The 16722-nt window shown below is 63.9% G+C and carries 16 protein-coding genes; 14 read left to right on the forward strand and 2 right to left on the reverse strand.

Features of this window, described 5'->3' with window-relative positions; all coding sequences use genetic code 11:
* The first annotated feature begins 77 nt into the window (after positions 1-77).
* From ACUCV3_RS02265 to alr, 11 genes are all read left to right on the forward strand, one after another.
* Positions 78-1610 (forward strand): acyl-CoA carboxylase subunit beta, encoded by a 1533-nt coding sequence (locus tag ACUCV3_RS02265; protein ID WP_279727974.1) that lies wholly within the window; start codon positions 78-80, stop codon positions 1608-1610.
* A gap of 114 nt (positions 1611-1724) precedes the next feature.
* Positions 1725-2165, forward strand: coding sequence for a methylmalonyl-CoA epimerase (gene mce, locus ACUCV3_RS02270; RefSeq protein ID WP_048937125.1), 441 nt, complete (start codon positions 1725-1727; stop codon positions 2163-2165).
* A 166-nt stretch (positions 2166-2331) separates the two neighbouring features.
* On the forward strand, positions 2332-4485 hold the full coding sequence (gene scpA / locus ACUCV3_RS02275; protein ID WP_482240352.1) for a methylmalonyl-CoA mutase: 2154 nt from the start codon (positions 2332-2334) through the stop codon (positions 4483-4485).
* The gene (gene bioB, locus ACUCV3_RS02280) at positions 4486-5499 is read left to right on the forward strand and encodes a biotin synthase BioB (RefSeq protein WP_279728929.1); all 1014 of its coding nucleotides are present in this window, start codon (positions 4486-4488) and stop codon (positions 5497-5499) included. It begins immediately after the preceding gene.
* Positions 5496-5732: a hypothetical protein gene (locus tag ACUCV3_RS02285; protein ID WP_048937123.1), complete on the forward strand. Its 237-nt coding sequence runs from the start codon at positions 5496-5498 to the stop codon at positions 5730-5732. Before bioB ends, ACUCV3_RS02285 begins: the two co-directional genes overlap by 4 nt.
* Positions 5729-5869: a hypothetical protein gene (locus ACUCV3_RS02290; protein ID WP_159078593.1), complete on the forward strand. Its 141-nt coding sequence runs from the start codon at positions 5729-5731 to the stop codon at positions 5867-5869. Before ACUCV3_RS02285 ends, ACUCV3_RS02290 begins: the two co-directional genes overlap by 4 nt.
* Positions 5866-6402: a hypothetical protein gene (locus tag ACUCV3_RS02295; RefSeq protein WP_097383353.1), complete on the forward strand. Its 537-nt coding sequence runs from the start codon at positions 5866-5868 to the stop codon at positions 6400-6402. The genes ACUCV3_RS02290 and ACUCV3_RS02295 overlap by 4 nt, the downstream gene beginning before the upstream one ends.
* Positions 6403-8403 (forward strand): ATP-binding protein, encoded by a 2001-nt coding sequence (locus ACUCV3_RS02300; protein WP_279728926.1) that lies wholly within the window; start codon positions 6403-6405, stop codon positions 8401-8403.
* A gap of 117 nt (positions 8404-8520) precedes the next feature.
* Positions 8521-8892, forward strand: coding sequence for a tRNA-binding protein (locus tag ACUCV3_RS02305; RefSeq protein ID WP_279728925.1), 372 nt, complete (start codon positions 8521-8523; stop codon positions 8890-8892).
* A gap of 134 nt (positions 8893-9026) precedes the next feature.
* Entirely contained in the window at positions 9027-10616 is a 1590-nt protein-coding gene (locus ACUCV3_RS02310; protein WP_279728923.1) for an MFS transporter, read from the forward strand.
* A 27-nt stretch (positions 10617-10643) separates the two neighbouring features.
* Entirely contained in the window at positions 10644-11687 is a 1044-nt protein-coding gene (gene alr, locus ACUCV3_RS02315) for an alanine racemase (protein WP_279728922.1), read from the forward strand.
* 167 nt (positions 11688-11854) lie between these two features.
* Here the strand turns inward: alr and ACUCV3_RS02320 are convergent, their stop codons facing one another.
* Both ACUCV3_RS02320 and ACUCV3_RS02325 read right to left on the reverse strand, forming a co-directional pair.
* Positions 11855-13027 (reverse strand): acetyl-CoA C-acetyltransferase, encoded by a 1173-nt coding sequence (locus ACUCV3_RS02320; protein WP_004207221.1) that lies wholly within the window; start codon positions 13025-13027, stop codon positions 11855-11857.
* Between the two features lie 50 nt (positions 13028-13077).
* On the reverse strand, positions 13078-14052 hold the full coding sequence (locus tag ACUCV3_RS02325) for an alpha/beta fold hydrolase (protein ID WP_279728921.1): 975 nt from the start codon (positions 14050-14052) through the stop codon (positions 13078-13080).
* Positions 14053-14176: 124 nt separating this feature from the next.
* Between ACUCV3_RS02325 and phaR the strand changes: the two genes are divergently transcribed.
* From phaR to proS, 3 genes are all read left to right on the forward strand, one after another.
* Entirely contained in the window at positions 14177-14755 is a 579-nt protein-coding gene (phaR, locus tag ACUCV3_RS02330) for a polyhydroxyalkanoate synthesis repressor PhaR (protein ID WP_017502180.1), read from the forward strand.
* Between the two features lie 6 nt (positions 14756-14761).
* Entirely contained in the window at positions 14762-15106 is a 345-nt protein-coding gene (locus ACUCV3_RS02335; protein ID WP_279728920.1) for a hypothetical protein, read from the forward strand.
* Between the two features lie 89 nt (positions 15107-15195).
* On the forward strand, positions 15196-16722 hold the full coding sequence (gene proS, locus ACUCV3_RS02340) for a proline--tRNA ligase (RefSeq protein ID WP_279728919.1): 1527 nt from the start codon (positions 15196-15198) through the stop codon (positions 16720-16722).

Here is a 16722-nt window from a genome sequence, read left to right on the forward strand (position 1 = left end):
GTGTGCGGCTGGGTAGGGGAAGGGCAAGGCGGCGTCGGCCAAGCTATTGACGCCACGAATTTGGAGAGAAGCCTTTCATGTCGAAGCTCGCCATCATCGAACAGCTGGAAGCCAAGCGCGAGGGCGCCCGCATGGGCGGCGGCCAGCGCCGCATCGACGCGCAGCATGGCAAGGGCAAGCTGACCGCGCGGGAGCGGATCGAAGTGCTGCTGGACGAGGACAGCTTTGAAGAGCTGGACATGTATGTCGAGCATAATTGCATCGATTTCGGCATGGACGAACAGCATATTCCGGGCGACGGCGTCGTCACCGGATCGGGCACGATCAACGGCCGCCTCGTCTATGTCTTCAGCCAGGATTTCACCGTCTATGGCGGCGCGGTGTCGGAACGGCACGCGATGAAGATCTGCAAGATCATGGACATCGCGATGAAGGTCGGTGCGCCGGTGATCGGCCTCAACGACAGCGGCGGCGCGCGCATCCAGGAGGGCGTCGCCTCGCTCGCCGGCTATGCCGAGATTTTCCAGCGCAATGTGCTGGCGTCGGGCGTGGTGCCGCAGATCAGCGTCATCATGGGGCCGTGCGCGGGCGGCGCGGTCTATTCGCCGGCAATGACCGACTTCATCTTCATGGTGAAGGACAGCAGCTTCATGTTCGTGACCGGGCCTGACGTGGTCAAGACCGTCACCAACGAAGTCGTGACCCAGGAGGAACTGGGCGGCGCGATCACCCACACGACCAAGTCGGGCGTGGCGGACGTGGCGTTCGAGAACGACATCGAAGCGCTGCTGGCGGTGCGCGATTTCGTCGACTTCCTGCCGGCGTCCAACAAGGAACCAGTGCCGGAGCGCCCGAGCGCGGACCCGTGGGACCGCATCGAGGACAGTCTCGACACGCTGATCCCGGCCAACGCCAACCAGCCCTATGACATGCACGAACTGATCCGCAAGGTGGTGGACGAAGGCGACTTCTTCGAGGTGCAGCCGGCCCATGCGGGCAATATCCTGTGCGGCTTCGGCCGGATCGAGGGCAAGACGGTGGGCATCATCGCCAACCAGCCGATGGTGTTGGCCGGCGTGCTCGACATCAATTCGTCCAAGAAGGCCGGCCGCTTCGTGCGCTTCTGCGATGCGTTCGAGATCCCGATCGTCACCTTCGTCGACGTGCCGGGCTTCCTGCCGGGCACCGCGCAGGAGCATAGCGGCATCATCAAGCATGGCGCGAAACTGCTGTTCGCCTATGCCGAGGCGACCGTGCCGAAGATCACCGTCATCACCCGCAAGGCCTATGGCGGCGCCTATGACGTAATGAGTTCCAAGCATCTGCGCGGCGACCTCAACTATGCCTGGCCGACCGCCGAGATCGCGGTGATGGGTGCCAAGGGCGCGGTCGAGATCATCTTCCGCGGCAAGACGCCCGAGGAGATTGCCGAGAAGACCAAGGAATATGAAGACCGCTTCGCCAACCCCTTCGTGGCGGCGAGCAAGGGCTTCATCGACGAGGTGATCCAGCCTCACTCGACCCGCAAGCGGATCGCGCTGGGCCTGCGCAAGCTGCGCAACAAGGCGCTGGAGAACCCCTGGAAGAAGCACGATAATATTCCGCTCTAAATAACGACGTCACCCCCGCGAAAGCGGGGATCCATCCCCCGACATTGCTTCTTGGGGATGGGTTGGGAGATGGGTTCCCGCTTTCGCGGGAATGACGATATTGGGAATGATGTTATGAAACTCGGCCGTCTCAACCATATCGGCATCGCGACGCCTTCGCTGGCGGCGAGCCTGGCCTATTATCGCGACATCATGGGCGCGACGCTGACGCACGAACCGTTCGACCTGCCGGCGCAGGGGGTGAAGGTGTGCTTCGTCGACACGCCGGGCGAGGGCGGCACAGCGGGCACGCAGATCGAGCTGATCGAGCCGCTGGGCGAGAACAGCCCGATCCATGGCTTCATCGCCAAGAACCCGGCCGGCGGGCAGCATCATATGTGCTATGAAGTGCCCGACATCCACGAGGCCAAGGCCTGGTTCGAGGGGCTGGGCAAGAAGGTACTCGGCGAACCGCGCATCGGGGCGCATGGCACGCCGATCTTCTTCGTCCACCCCAAGGACATGAACGGGGTGCTGACCGAGATCATGGAGACGCCGAAGGACGGCGCGCACTGACATCTCCCCTCCCGCAAGCGGGAGGGGCAGCGAGACTTGGCGGCTTTGCCGCCTAGTCGCAGCGGGGTGGGCACGGGACAGCCCACTCCAACTTCGGCTAGCCAACAAGTTGGCAAGCCTGCGTATCCTCTCCCGCCTGCGGGAGAGGAATAAGGTAGGGACTAGGATGACCGAGAAGCCGACATTGGACCAGTGGGCAGCCGCTGCCGCCAAGGAAGTGAAGGGCAAGGATCTGAACTGGGATACCCCCGAAGGTATCACGGTGAAGCCGCTTTACACGGCCGATGACGTCAGCGTCGATCCCGGCCTGCCCGGCTTCGCGCCCTTCACCCGCGGCGTGCGTGCGTCCATGTATGCGGGGCGGCCCTGGACCATCCGCCAATATGCGGGCTTCTCGACCGCCGAGGAATCCAACGCCTTCTATCGCCGCAACCTGGCCGCTGGGCAGAAGGGCCTCAGCGTCGCCTTCGACCTCGCCACCCATCGCGGCTATGACAGCGACCATCCCCGCGTCGTCGGCGATGTCGGCAAGGCCGGCGTGGCGATCGACACGATCGAGGACATGAAGATCCTGTTCGACGGCATTCCGCTCGACAAGATGAGCGTGTCGATGACGATGAACGGCGCGGTGATCCCGATCCTCGCCTTCTTCATCGTCGCGGGCGAAGAGCAAGGGGTCGAGCGCAAGTTGCTCGACGGGACCATCCAGAACGACATCCTCAAGGAGTTCATGGTCCGCAACACCTATATCTACCCGCCCGAACCCTCGATGCGGATCATCAGCGACATTTTCGGCTACACCTCGCGCGAGATGCCCAAGTTCAACAGCATCTCCATTTCCGGCTATCATATGCAGGAAGCCGGCGCGACGCAGGTGCAGGAACTGGCCTTCACCATCGCCGACGGCGCGGAATATGTCCGCTATGGCGTCGCCAGCGGCCTCGACATCGACAAGTTCGCCGGACGCCTCAGCTTCTTCTTCGCCATCGGCATGAACTTCTTCATGGAGATCGCCAAGCTGCGCGCCGCCCGCGTGCTGTGGCACCGCGTCATGACGAAGCTGGGCGCGCAGGACGAGCGCAGCAAGATGCTGCGCACCCATTGCCAGACGTCGGGCGTGTCGCTGACCGAGCAGGACCCTTACAACAACGTCATGCGCACCACGATCGAGGCGATGGCAGCGATGCTGGGCGGCACCCAGTCGCTCCACACCAACGCGCTGGACGAAGCGATTGCGCTGCCGACGGACTTTTCCGCCCGCATCGCGCGCAACACGCAGATCGTGATCCAGGAAGAGACCGGCATGTGCAATGTCGTCGATCCGCTGGGCGGCAGTTACTATATCGAGGCGCTGACCCAGCAGCTGGTCGACGCCGCGCAGGAAATCATCGACCGCGTGGAAGCCGAAGGCGGCATGGCGAAGGCCGTGGGCGCGGGCTGGCCCAAGGCGATGATCGAGACTGCGGCGGCCGCCCGTCAGGCCCGCGTCGACCGGGGCGAGGATGTCATCGTCGGCGTCAACAAATATCGCCTGGCGAACGAAGACCTGCTCGAAACCCTCGAAGTCGACAACACCAAGGTCCGCGAGGCGCAGATCGCCCGCATCAACCGCGTGAAAGCCGAACGGGACGAAGACGCCTGCCAGGCCGCGCTCCAGTCGCTGCGCGAGGCCGCCGCCGCACCGCAGTCGATCGAGACCAATCTCCTCGCCCATGCCGTCGAGTGCGCCCGTGCGCGCGCCACGCTGGGCGAAATCTCGGCCGCCATGGAAGACAGCTTCAACCGCTATGGCACCCAGCCGACGCCGGTGAAGGGCGTCTATGGCGCGCCCTACAAGGATGACAGCCGCTGGAAACAGGTTCTCGACGGGGTGCAGGCCGTCGAACGGCGCCTCGGCCGCAAGCCCAAACTCCTCGTCGCCAAGATGGGGCAGGACGGGCACGACCGGGGCGCCAACATCATCGCGTCGGCCTTTGGCGACATGGGCTTCGATGTCGTATCCGGCCCGTTGTTCCAGACGCCGGAGGAGACGGTGGTGCTGGCGCTCGACAACGGCGTCGATGTGGTCGGCGCCTCGTCGCTCGCCGCCGGGCACAAGACGCTGATCCCGGAACTGATCAACCGGCTGCGCGACCATGGTCGTAGCGACATCAAGGTGATCGCCGGCGGGGTCATCCCGCCACAGGATTATGACTATCTTCGTGACGCAGGGGTTCAGGGCATTTATGGGCCGGGTTCCAATGTCGTGGAGTGCGCCGCCGATGTGCTGCGCCTGCTCGGCCACAACATGCCCCCGGCGGGGCTAGAGGAAGCTGCGTAAATGAATACCCCCTGCACCCTGACCGCCCGCAACGACTGGACGCGCGAGGAAATCGCCGCGCTGTTCGACCTGCCCTTTGGCGACCTGATGTTCGAAGCGCAGTCGATCCACCGCGCCAACTTCCCCCGCAACGAGGTGCAGCTGTCCACCCTCTTGTCGATCAAGACCGGCGGCTGCCCGGAGGATTGCGGTTACTGCAACCAGTCTGCCTCGGCGGAAAGCGGCCTGAAAGCCGAAAAGCTGATGAGCGTGCAGGCGGTGATGCAGGCGGCGGCGCAGGCGAAGGACGCAGGCTCCTCGCGTTTCTGCATGGGCGCGGCCTGGCGCAACCCCAAGGATCGCGACATGCCCGCCATCGTCGAGATGGTGAAGGGCGTGCGCCAGATGGGCATGGAAACCTGCATGACGCTGGGGATGCTCAACGAAAGCCAGGCGGACATGCTTGCGGAGGCGGGCCTCGATTATTACAACCATAATATCGACACCTCGCCCGAACATTATGAGAAGGTCATCACGACCCGGACCTTCGACGATCGTCTGGTGACGCTGGAAAATGTTCGCAATTCGGGCATCAACGTGTGCAGCGGCGGGATTGTCGGCATGGGCGAGGCGCGGGAGGACCGTGTCGGCTTCCTCCATGCGCTGGCCGTGCTGCCGGTCCATCCGCAGAGCGTGCCGATCAACGCGCTGGTGCCGGTGAAGGGCACGGTGCTGGGCAATATGCTGGCCGACACCCCGCTCGCCAAGATCGACGAGATCGAGTTCGTCCGCACTGTCGCGGTCGCGCGGATCGTGATGCCGGAGAGCATGGTGCGCCTGTCTGCGGGCCGGGAGAGCATGTCGGATAGCTGCCAGGCGCTCTGCTTCATGGCCGGCGCGAACAGCATCTTCACCGGCGACAAGCTGCTGACCACCGCCAACGCCGGCGACAATGCCGACGCGGCGCTGTTCGCCAAGCTCGGCGTCGTGCCGATGCAGGCCGAAGTGAAGGTCGAGCTGGAGGCGGCTGAGTGACGAAACCCGGCGGCCGCAAGATCATGCTCTTCGTGGTGCTCAGTATCGCATACTGGGCCATCGCGTCGATCATGATCGCGATGGCCGCCATTCGAGTGTGTGGCATAACGCCGGATGCGGCTGAAGCCTGCGATACGACGTCGATCGCCATTGTGATGGCAATCGCCTTTGCCTTGTTTGCTGGCTTGTCGATGCTTTTCTTCAAGGCGCGGTTGTCGGGAGTGGATGAATGATCGCGCGTTCGCCCACCTTCGTCACCCCGGCCTTGAGCCGGGGTCCCGCTTCTTCTTTGCCGTCGCGCGGGAAGAAAGCGGGATGCCGGATCAAGTCCGGCATGACGGGTGTGGGTGAGGTTGCGGTGACGAAATGAGCTATCAGTCGTCTACCGCTGTAAATGCCAGATGGGCTTTGACTTTTCTGCTGCTGGTTTGGGCTTTGGCAAATGGTGGTCCAGCCATTGCTGTTTTCGCCGAGCGCGCTTTTGATCCTTTGAACTGGCGCTTGAATGAGATGGAGCCTATTTTCCGCAATTCGCGCACTTGGGGAGGATACTGGGCACTGGGCTCTGTAGTTTCGACTGCCATAGTTGCCGTTCCAATCGCCTGCATCGCGCTCCTGCGCAAACCAGACGGTGAAACTAGGTCGCTTAGAATGAGCGCGTTTCTTACTCTGGCAATTTGGTTCGCCCTTTTTGGCATTCTCTATTTTTCGATGGGGTTTGGTGGGCAAATGCGGCCGATGAGCGATCCGCTTTGCCTTGGTGTGGAAACACCCGGACCGGACAATTGTGACGTGAACGGCGCCAACTTCTTCATGCTGGCTCTCCCAACGATCAACGCGATCGTTTCGGCGACGCTGCTCACTTTTACATGGTTTATATATAGGCGAGAGAGCGAAACCTAAATGGCAATCACCAAGATCCTGATCGCGAACCGTGGCGAAATTGCGTGCCGTGTCATGCGGACGGCCAAGAAGATGGGCATCAAGACCGTCGCGGTCTATTCCGATGCCGATGCCCGCGCGCCGCATGTGCTGATGGCGGATGAAGCCGTCCATATCGGCCCGCCGCCCGCCGCCCAGTCCTATCTGCTGGCCGACAAGATCATCGAGGCGTGCAAGGCCACCGGCGCTGATGCGGTGCATCCCGGCTATGGCTTCCTCTCCGAGCGCGAGAGCTTCCGCAAGGCGCTCGACGCCGAGGGCATCATCTTCGTCGGCCCGCCCGCCAACGCCATTGCCGCCATGGGCGACAAGATCGAATCCAAGAAGCTGGCGATGGAAGCGGGCGTCAATGTCGTGCCCGGTTTCGTTGGCGTGATCGACGACACCGAACATGCGGTGAAGATCTCCAACGAGATCGGCTATCCGGTGATGATGAAGGCATCGGCCGGCGGCGGCGGCAAGGGTATGCGCCTCGCCTATAGCGAACAGGATGTCCGCGAAGGCTTTGAGGCGACCAAGCGCGAGGGCCTCAACAGCTTTGGCGACGACCGCGTCTTCATCGAGAAGTTCATCGAAAGCCCGCGCCATATCGAAATTCAGATACTGGGCGACCAGCATGGCAATATCGTTTACCTAAACGAACGCGAATGCTCGATCCAGCGCCGCCATCAGAAGGTCGTCGAGGAAGCGCCGTCGCCCTTCGTCAGCCCCGAAATGCGCAGGAAGATGGGCGAACAGTGCGTCGCCCTGGCCCGCGCGGTCGGATACTTCAGCGCCGGCACGGTCGAACTGATCGTCAGCGGCGAGGACAAGACCGGCGACGGCTTCTACTTCCTCGAAATGAACACCCGTTTGCAGGTGGAACATCCCGTCACCGAGGAAATCACCGGCGTCGACCTGGTCGAACAGATGATCCGCGTCGCCAATGGCGAGAAGCTGAGCTTCGGCCAGGCGGACGTGAAGATCAACGGCTGGTCGATCGAGAACCGCGTTTATGCCGAAGACCCGTATCGCGGCTTCCTGCCGTCGACTGGGCGCCTGATCCGCTATAATCCGCCCGAAACCGGCACGGATGAGAGCGGCGCTCTGATCCGCGTGGATGATGGCGTGCAGGAAGGCGGCGAGGTATCGATCTTCTACGATCCGATGATCGCCAAGCTGATCACCTGGGCGCCCACGCGTCTGGAAGCCATCGACAAGCAGATCGAGGCGCTCGACAAGTTCGAGATCGAAGGGCCGGGCCATAATATCGATTTCGTGTCCGCGCTGATGCAGCATGAGCGCTTCCGCTCCGGCAACATCACCACCGGTTTCATCGCCGAGGAATATCCCGAGGGCTTCACTGGTGCGCCGGCTTCGCCGGAATTGCTCCAGCGCCTGTCGGCGATCGGCGCCTTCGCCGCCATGGCACAGGCCGACCGCGCCCGTCGCATCGACGGGCAGCTTGGCAAGCGCCTTAGCCCCCCGACTGGCTGGCAGGTGAAGATCGGCGACGCCATCCATGATGTCGTGATCGACGGCGACGAAGTGACGGTCGATGGCGAGAGCCTCGACATGGCGCTGGAATATACGCCGGGCGATCGCCTGATTGAGGCGGAGTTTGGCGAGGAACAACTGGCGGTGCGGATTGCGCCGGTGCGGTCGGGCTTCGTGCTGACGGCCCATGGCGCCAGCCACAAGCTGCGCATCCTGCCGGCCCACGCCGCGCCCTATGCCGCGCACATGATCGAGAAGATCCCGCCCGATCTGTCGAAATATCTGATCTGCCCGATGCCCGGCCTGCTGGTCGCTTTGAACGTCAAGCAGGGCGACAAGGTCGAGATCGGCCAGCCGCTCGCCGTGATCGAGGCGATGAAGATGGAAAATATCCTGCGCGCCGGCAAGGCGGGCACGGTCAAGAGTGTGTCGGCGGCACAGGGCGAGAGCCTGCCGGTCGACGCGGTGATCCTGGAACTGGAATAAGGCGCGCTTCAACCGTCATCCCAGCGATAGCCGGATCTCACTTCTTTTTGCGATGGCGTTGTAAGAAAAGTGGGATTCCAGCTTTCGCTGGAATGACGGGAATGGTTTGATGGTGCCATGCACCTGACCCACGACCCTAGCGCCCCCGCCGCCGACCCGATCGGCTTCGACGATTTCCTGAAAGTGGATATCCGCGTCGGCACGATCATCTCGGCCGAACCCTATCCCGAGGCGCGCAAGCCCGCCTACAAGCTGCTGATCGATTTCGGCCCGACGATCGGCCAAAAGAAATCGAGCGCCCAGATCACCGAAAACCACGCGCTGAAAGACCTGCCCGGCCGCCAGGTCGCCGCCGTGGTCAATTTCCCGCCGCGCCAGATCGGCAAGTTCATGTCGGAAGTGCTGACCCTGGGCTTCGCCGACGCGGCCGGCGCCGTCATGCTGTTCGCGCCCGACAGGCCCGTGCCGAACGGTTCGCGACTGTTCTGAACCTGTCCTACAAGGGCCGAGCCATGTTAGGCAGTCGGCATGGCGGCTATGCGCGTGCTGTTGGAAATTTCCTTTCCCGTTGGCGCATGAAGATGTCAAAATATACGGGAAATATGCGAGGTTAAGGGGGCGGGATGACGCAGGCGGTCGGGGGCGACTATGTGATGGATGCGAAGCGGGACCGGTTGGTCATCACCGCTTCGGCACTCGGCACGGTGTTCGAATGGTATGATTTCTACATCTATGGCGTGCTGGCGCCGATCATCGGCCGTACCTTCTTTCCGACCGACAATCCGACCGTGGAACTGCTCTATTCGCTCGCCGGCTTCGCGATCGGCTTCGGCTTCCGACCGCTGGGCGCGATGCTGTTCGGCTATCTGGGCGATCGGCTGGGGCGCAAATATACGTTTCTGGCCACTATCGTCCTGATGGGGCTGGCAACGGCGGGCGTCGGGTTGACCCCGTCGGCGGCCAGCATCGGTGTCGCCGCACCGGTCATCCTGATCGCGTTGCGCATCGCGCAGGGGCTGGCGCTGGGCGGCGAATATGGCGGCGCGGCCATCTATGTCGCCGAACATGCGCCGGCCGGAAAGCGCGGCTTCTATACCAGCTTCATCCAGGCCGGGGTGATTGGCGGCTTCATCCTGTCGCTGATCGTCGTGGTCGGCACGCAATGGATCGTCAGCATGGAGGTCTGGGACGCCTGGGGATGGCGTATTCCCTTCATCTTCTCGCTGGCGCTGCTCGCCATTTCGCTGTGGATGCGGCTGATGCTGCGCGAAAGCCCGGTCTTCACGGCGATGAAGAAGGCAGGGCAACAGGCGAAGAACCCGCTAAAGGAAGCCTTTACCGCGCCGGGCAACAGGAAGCGGATGCTGGTGGCGATGATCGGCATCGCGGCGGGCTTCACCGTGATTGCCTATACGGTGATGTTCCAGGCGCTCTATTTCCTGCAGAGCGGCCTGCATGTCGCGCCGGGCATCGCGCAACTGCTGGTCGGCGGCAGCGCCTTTGCCGGCATGGCGAGCTTCATCTTCTTCGGCTGGCTCTCCGACCGGGTCGGGCGCAAGAAGCCGATCGTCATCGGCTATGCGCTGGTGCTGCTGCTGATCATGCCGCTCTACCAGTATATGGGCGCGACCGCGAACCCGGCGCTGACGCAGGCGGCAGCACGGGCGCCGGTGGTGGTGAGCGGTCCAGATTGCCGTTTCGATCCCTTTGCCAAGATACAGCCGACCGCCTGCGGCAAGCTGCTCGATCATTTTTCCAAGCGCGGCATCCCCTATGACAAGCGCAGCGGCGCGGCCCCGGCGGTCAGCATCGGCGGCGTGGCCGTGGCGGACCTCAGCAGGGAGGGGATCGATGCCGCGCTGACGGCGCAGGGCTATGATTTCGGTGTCGTCCGCCCCGACTGGCCGCGTGCGCTGATGCTGTTCGCCGCGCTGCTGCTGCTCTGGACCCTGTCGGGTGCGACCTATGGCCCGGTCGCGGCGCTTCTGTCGGAATATTTCCCGGCCCGCATCCGCTACAGTTCGCTCTCCATCCCCTATCATATCGGCACCGGCTATTTCGGCGGTTTCCTGCCGCTGGTCAGCCAATATATCGTCGCGCGGACCGGTGATCCCTATGCCGGCCTATGGTACACGATCGTCGTGGTGGCGCTGGCACTGGTCACCTGCCTCGTCGCCTTGCCGGAAACCAGGGGACGCCCCCTCGACGCCTGAGCCCCGGCGCGCTATCGGCTGCGGGCAATGACTGGCTATATCGCTCCGCTCCGCCTGCGCCTCGATGGCGATGCGCTGCTTTCCAACTGGCGCTGGCTGGCGCGGCAGGGCGGCGCCCCGGCCTGTGGCGCTGCGATCAAGGCCGATGGCTATGGCCTGGGTTCGGCCGGCGTCATGCAGCGGCTGAAAAGCGCGGGCTGCCGCGATTTCTTCGTCTCCAACTGGGGCGAAGCGGCGGCGCTCGAAGCGCAGATGGACGATGTGAACTTCGCCGTCCTGCACGGCGTGCGCGACGAGGATATGGCGCAGGCGCTGGCCTCGCGGGCGCGGCCGGTGCTCTGTACGCCCGGACAGGTGGCGCGCTGGAAGGCGGCGGGCGGTGGCGCCTGCGACCTGATGATCGATACCGGCATGAATCGGCTGGGCCTCGACTGGCGCGCCGACCTTGGCGAACTGGTCGATGGGCTGGAGATTGTCACGCTGCTAAGCCATCTCGCGTCTGCCGATGAGGATAGCGATCTCAATCCGACGCAACTGGCGCGGTTCCGGGATGTCCAGGCCGCAGTGCCCGCGCAGCGCTACAGCCTCGCGAACAGTGCAGGCATCTGCATGGGCGCGGACTATGGCTTCGACCTGACCCGGCCTGGCATTGCGCTCTATGGCGGCGTGCCGCATCCCGATGCAGCGCCGCATCTCCGCCCGGTCGCGCAGCCACAGGCCCAGATATTGCAGCGTCGCTCGGTGATTGCCGGCGACACGATCGGCTATAACGCGACCCATCGGGCCGAGCGCGATCTAGAGATCGCGATCCTCAACATCGGCTATGCCGACGGCTATCTGCGTGGCTTTTCGGGGCGCGGCGCGGCGCTGGTCGATGGCATCCGCTTGCCGGTGCTGGGCCGGGTGTCGATGGACCTGCTGGCCGTCGACGTTGGCGCGCGCCCGGATGTCGCGGAGGGCAACTGGCTGACGATCGACTATGATCTGCCCCAGGCGGCGCAGGCGTCGGGACTGTCGCAATATGAGCTGCTAACGGGCCTGGGCAAACGGTTCGACCGCATCTGGGCCTGAGAGTCTGTTTTAGAAAAACCGGTTCCGGCCCGCTCCCCCGCCCAACCGCCCGATCCAGTGTCATCCTGTCGGGTGGTTGGGCGGGGGAGCGGGCTAGTACGGGCTCTAACAGCAAAAAGGGCGCCGATCACAAGACCGGCGCCCCTTCACTATCTAATGGATGGCGCTCAGCGCTCGATGCACATCGACACGCCCATGCCGCCGCCGACGCACAGGGTGGCAAGACCCTTCTTCGCGTCGCGCTTCGCCATTTCATACAGCAGCGTGGTCAGCACGCGCGCGCCCGATGCGCCGACCGGATGGCCGATCGCGATCGCGCCGCCATTGACGTTGACCTTGGCCGGATCCCAGCCCAGTTCCTGGCCCACGGCCAGAGCCTGCGCGGCAAAGGCTTCGTTCGCTTCGATGAGGTCGAGGTCGGCGACCGACCAGCCGGCCTTTTCCAGCGCCTTGCGGCTGGCCGGGGCCGGGCCGATACCCATGATCGACGGATCGACGCCGCAGGTGGCGAAGCTGGCGATGCGGCCGAGGATGGTGGCGCCGCGCTTGGCGGCTTCATCGGCGCTCATCACCACCAGCGCGGCGGCGCCGTCATTGATGCCGCTGGCATTGCCGGCGGTCACGGTGCCGTCCTTCTTGAAGGCGGGGCGCAGGCCCTGCAGCGCTTCGATCGTGGCGCCGGCGCGGATATATTCGTCCTGGTCGACGATGGTGTCGCCCTTGCGGCCCTTGATCGTCACGGGCAGGATTTCGTCGGCGAAGCGGCCCGACGCGCGCGCGGCTTCCGCCTTGTTCTGGCTGGCGACGGCGAACTCGTCCTGCGCCTCGCGGCTGATCTGATATTTCTCCGCCAGGTTCTCGGCGGTGATGCCCATATGATAGCCCTGGAACGCGTCGGTCAGGCCGTCATGGATCATCGTGTCGACAAAGCTGACCGGGCCCATCTTGGTGCCGCCGCGCAGCATCTGGGCATGAGGGGCCAGCGACATGCTTTCCTGGCCGCCGGCAACCATGATGCGGGCGTCGCCGGCCTTGATCGCCTGTGCCGCGAGCGCGACGGCGCGCAGGCCCGATCCGCACAGCTGGTTGAGGCCGATCGCGGTGCGCTCGACCGGGATGCCGGCGTTGACGGCGGCCTGGCGGGCGGGGTTCTGGCCCTGGCCGGCGGTGAGGATCTGGCCCAGGATCACTTCGTCTACTTCCTCGGGCGCGACGGCGGCCTGTGCCAGCGCGGCGAGGATGGCCTGGCGGCCCAGTTCATGTGCCGGAGTCGTGCCGAAGGCGCCCATGAAACTGCCCACGGCGGTACGCTTGGCGGCGGTAATGACGATGTCTGACAAAGGCTCGATCCTCACTAGTGGTAATGTTGTTTTCGCAGGCGCACATAACATCATCCGCCATGGCGGGAAAGCCAAAGGGACAGCGGATGCCACAGCATGTCGGGTGCCCGCTGGCTCAATATCATGCCGACATGGCCAAGGTTCAATATCCGGCTTTCCGTAAGGGACGGGGCGGCCGTGGCGGGCACGATTCGATCGGTTGCGGAAGCGATCGACAAGCTAGGGCAGGGGAGCGAAGCCGGGTCTATGACGGTCCCATCGATGTGCCATTCGTTTTGCCCGCTCGCATTTGCCGCATAGAGCATCTCGAACAATTGCTGCCCGGCGGCATAGGTGAGCGGCGCGCCCTCATTGGCCCAGTCCTCGACCGCGAGGAAGGCGCGCTCCTCGTCGGAGCCGGGTGTCATGTCGGCGAAGGCTGCATATTTCTGCACGGTGCGCTGCGGATCGAGCGCCCAGAAGCCCGATTGCAGCGCCTCCATCGGCACATAGCCGAGCCGGTCGCACACCGGCTTCGCACCGCGCCACAGGGCGGCGATCTCGGCAAGGTCGGCGGGCGGGAAGCCGGCAAAGTTCCAGGGCGAAGCGATCGTCGCCAACGCTGCCACCGGGTGCAATGCTGCAGCCGCGATGGCCAGCGTTCCCCCCAGGCAATAGCCGACCAGGATCGGCGGGCGCCGCAATGCAGCGAGCATCGGGATCAGCCGGTCGATGATATGCCCGTCCAGCCCCAGGCTGCGGTCGGCGGCCGTCGGCGCGCCCCAGTCGACCAGATAGGCATCATGGCCCGCTGCGACCATGTGGCGCAGCATGGAGCGGCTTTCCGACAGGTCCAGCACCTGTGGCGGGTTGATCAGGGAGGGGATGAAGACGACCGGCGCCCGATCGCTTTCCGGTGCCAAATCAGCCTGATACCGCAGCAGCCGGGCACTGCCCGCCGTTGCGGCGATGGGGCATGGTGGTGGTGGGGACGGACGCTGCGCCTCCTGATAGCGACGTAGGCCGATGAAGGCGCGGCGACGCAAATCAGGATCATGCTCCGTTTCGCGCCATAAAATGTTGAGAAAAAGGGGTAAAGGACGCGGGCCATGTTGCGGCGCGGCATCGCCCTGTGCTAATGCGGGATGAGCAGGTGAGGGAGAGACAGGCATGGCCAAATCGAAGGCTGCTAATGAATCCGAACCGGTGGTTATCAAGAAGTACGCTAACAGGCGGCTCTATAACACCGAAACTTCAAGTTATATCACGCTGGACCTTTTGTCGCAGATGACCCGCGAGGGGCGCGAGTTCGTCGTCGTCGACGCAAAGACCGGCGAGGACATCACCCATAATGTCCTGACCCAGATCATCATGGAAGAAGAACAGCGTGGCAAGAACATGCTGCCGGTCAACTTCCTGCGCCAGCTGATCGCCATGTATGGCGATTCCATGCAGTCGATGGTGCCGCAATATCTCGAAGCGTCGATGGACGCCTTCCGCAAGAACCAGCAGCAGTTCCAGGAAGCCATGAAGGGCGCCTTTGGTGGCGGCCCGCTGGCCGAGATCGCCAAGCGCAACATGCAGATGTTCGAGGCCGCGGCGAGCGCGTTCGGCAATGGCGTTCCGGGCATGCCGGGCGCCACGCCCAGCCCGACCCCAGCCGCAACCGAAGAAAGCAAGGATGACGAAATCGCCGTCCTCAAGGCGCAACTGGCTGCGCTCAATGCGAAGATCGACAAGCTGAGCTGATCCAACATGGCCAAGGCGGATAGACTGGAGCGCCTGGATATCCGCCGGGCGGAGCTGGAAGAGGAATATCGCGCGGCGCTGATTGCGGCGCTGCGCGTGACCGCTGCCGGGCGCTGGGGCCTGTTTGGCCATAACAGTGACCGATGGACGCGTGAAAACGCCAGGTCCATGGTGGACCAACTGGAAGAGCTGGCAGCTGATATAGATCGGCTGCGAGAGCAGTTGGGTCTCGAAGGCTTTGACTTGCACCGAGAGTTTCTGGCGGCGCGGGGCAAGCCGGCGGCCGATGCGGTGGGCGAACCCAAGCAGGCCAAGGCCTGGCTTGAGCGACTGGGCGCCGACGCCAACTGAACGCCGCCCGGCGCGATGCTTGGGGGTCGACAGGGGTGGCGGGTCTGGCCTATGGCGCCCCATCCACTTTTAGACAGGCGACAGACCCCGTGAAACACGCCCTTAACGTTACCCGCGAACAGGATTTCGCTGCCTGGTATCAGGCCGTCATCACCGAAGCCGACATGGCCGAGGAAAGCGGCGTGCGCGGCTGCATGGTGATCCGTCCCTGGGGCTATGGCATCTGGGAACGGATCCAGACCCTGCTCGATGCGCGCATCAAGCAGACCGGCCACGAGAATTGCTATTTCCCGCTGTTCATCCCGCTTTCCTATTTCGAGAAGGAGGCCGAGCATGTCGACGGCTTCGCCAAGGAAATGGCGGTCGTCACCCATCATCGCCTGATCCAGAAGGACGGCAAGATGGTGCCCGATCCCGAAGCGAAGCTGGAAGAGCCGCTGGTCGTGCGCCCGACGTCGGAAACCGTGATCGGCGCTGCCTTCAGCCGCTGGGTGCAGAGCTGGCGCGACCTCCCGGTGCTGATCAACCAGTGGGCGAACGTCGTCCGCTGGGAAATGCGCACCCGCATGTTCCTGCGCACCAGCGAATTCCTGTGGCAGGAAGGGCATACTGCGCACTCGACCGTCGAGGAGGCGATGGAAGAGACGATGAAGATGCTCGAAGTCTATCGCAGCTTCGCCGAAGAATGTGTCGGCCTGCCGGTGGTCGCGGGTGAGAAGCCGGAGAATGAGCGTTTCCCCGGCGCCGTCGCGACCTATTCGATCGAGGCGATGATGCAGGACGGCAAGGCGCTGCAAGCCGGCACTTCGCATTTCCTGGGCACGACCTTCAGCCAGGCGCAGAACATCAAGTTCCAGAATGCCGAAGGGCAGCAGGAACTGGCCCAGACCACCAGTTGGGGCATGTCGACCCGCATGATCGGCGGCCTGATCATGGTGCATGGCGACGACGACGGCCTGCGCGTGCCGCCGCGCGTCGCGCCCTATCAGGTCGTGGTCGTGCCGATGCTGCGCGATAGTGAGGAAGACGCCGCGATCGTCGATTATTGCACCGATCTGGTGAACCAGCTGAACGGCCTGGACGTGTTCCGCGAGCCGGTCCGCGCGCTGCTCGACAAGCGCCCGTCCAAGGCCGCGACCAAGCGTTGGGGCTGGGTCAAGAAGGGCGCGCCGATCGTGATCGAGGTTGGCGGTCGTGACGTTGCCGGTGGCAATGTCTCGGTCATCCGCCGCGATCGCCTCTATCGAGAGGATGGCAAGCTCGACAGCCAGATCGTCGCCAAGGGCGACTTCGTCGCCGGCGCCACTGCGATGCTGGAGGATATCCAGGCGTCGCTGTTCGCCGATGCCAAGGCGCGGCTCGATGGCAATATCGACAAGTCGATCACCGATCTCGACGCGCTCAAGGCCTATTTCAAAGCCAGCAAGAACCCCGGCTGGGCGCTGGTCCAGTGGGCCAAGCCGACCGGCGCGGAACTGGAGAAGGTTGTGCAGTGGCTGAAGGGCGAGAAGCTCACCCTGCGCAACGTGCCGACCGATGCGGAAGCGGCGGACGGCGCCTGCATCTTCAGCGGCGGCACTGCGGTTGAGCGCGTGCTGGTGGGCCGCAGCTACTGA

This window comes from Sphingobium sp. VMM, from assembly GCF_056790315.1.

Excerpts from the sequence above, each read along its gene's own strand:
- ACUCV3_RS02265 (WP_279727974.1), top strand. The coding sequence starts at position 78 with ATGTCGAAGCTCGCCATCATCGAACAGCTGGAAGCCAAGCGCGAGGGC.
- mce (WP_048937125.1), top strand. The coding sequence starts at position 1,725 with ATGAAACTCGGCCGTCTCAACCATATCGGCATCGCGACGCCTTCGCTG.
- scpA (WP_482240352.1), top strand. The coding sequence starts at position 2,332 with ATGACCGAGAAGCCGACATTGGACCAGTGGGCAGCCGCTGCCGCCAAG.
- bioB (WP_279728929.1), top strand. The coding sequence starts at position 4,486 with ATGAATACCCCCTGCACCCTGACCGCCCGCAACGACTGGACGCGCGAG.
- ACUCV3_RS02290 (WP_159078593.1), top strand. The coding sequence starts at position 5,729 with ATGATCGCGCGTTCGCCCACCTTCGTCACCCCGGCCTTGAGCCGGGGT.
- ACUCV3_RS02295 (WP_097383353.1), top strand. The coding sequence starts at position 5,866 with ATGAGCTATCAGTCGTCTACCGCTGTAAATGCCAGATGGGCTTTGACT.
- ACUCV3_RS02300 (WP_279728926.1), top strand. The coding sequence starts at position 6,403 with ATGGCAATCACCAAGATCCTGATCGCGAACCGTGGCGAAATTGCGTGC.
- ACUCV3_RS02305 (WP_279728925.1), top strand. The coding sequence starts at position 8,521 with ATGCACCTGACCCACGACCCTAGCGCCCCCGCCGCCGACCCGATCGGC.
- ACUCV3_RS02310 (WP_279728923.1), top strand. The coding sequence starts at position 9,027 with ATGACGCAGGCGGTCGGGGGCGACTATGTGATGGATGCGAAGCGGGAC.
- alr (WP_279728922.1), top strand. The coding sequence starts at position 10,644 with ATGACTGGCTATATCGCTCCGCTCCGCCTGCGCCTCGATGGCGATGCG.
- phaR (WP_017502180.1), top strand. The coding sequence starts at position 14,177 with ATGGCCAAATCGAAGGCTGCTAATGAATCCGAACCGGTGGTTATCAAG.
- ACUCV3_RS02335 (WP_279728920.1), top strand. The coding sequence starts at position 14,762 with ATGGCCAAGGCGGATAGACTGGAGCGCCTGGATATCCGCCGGGCGGAG.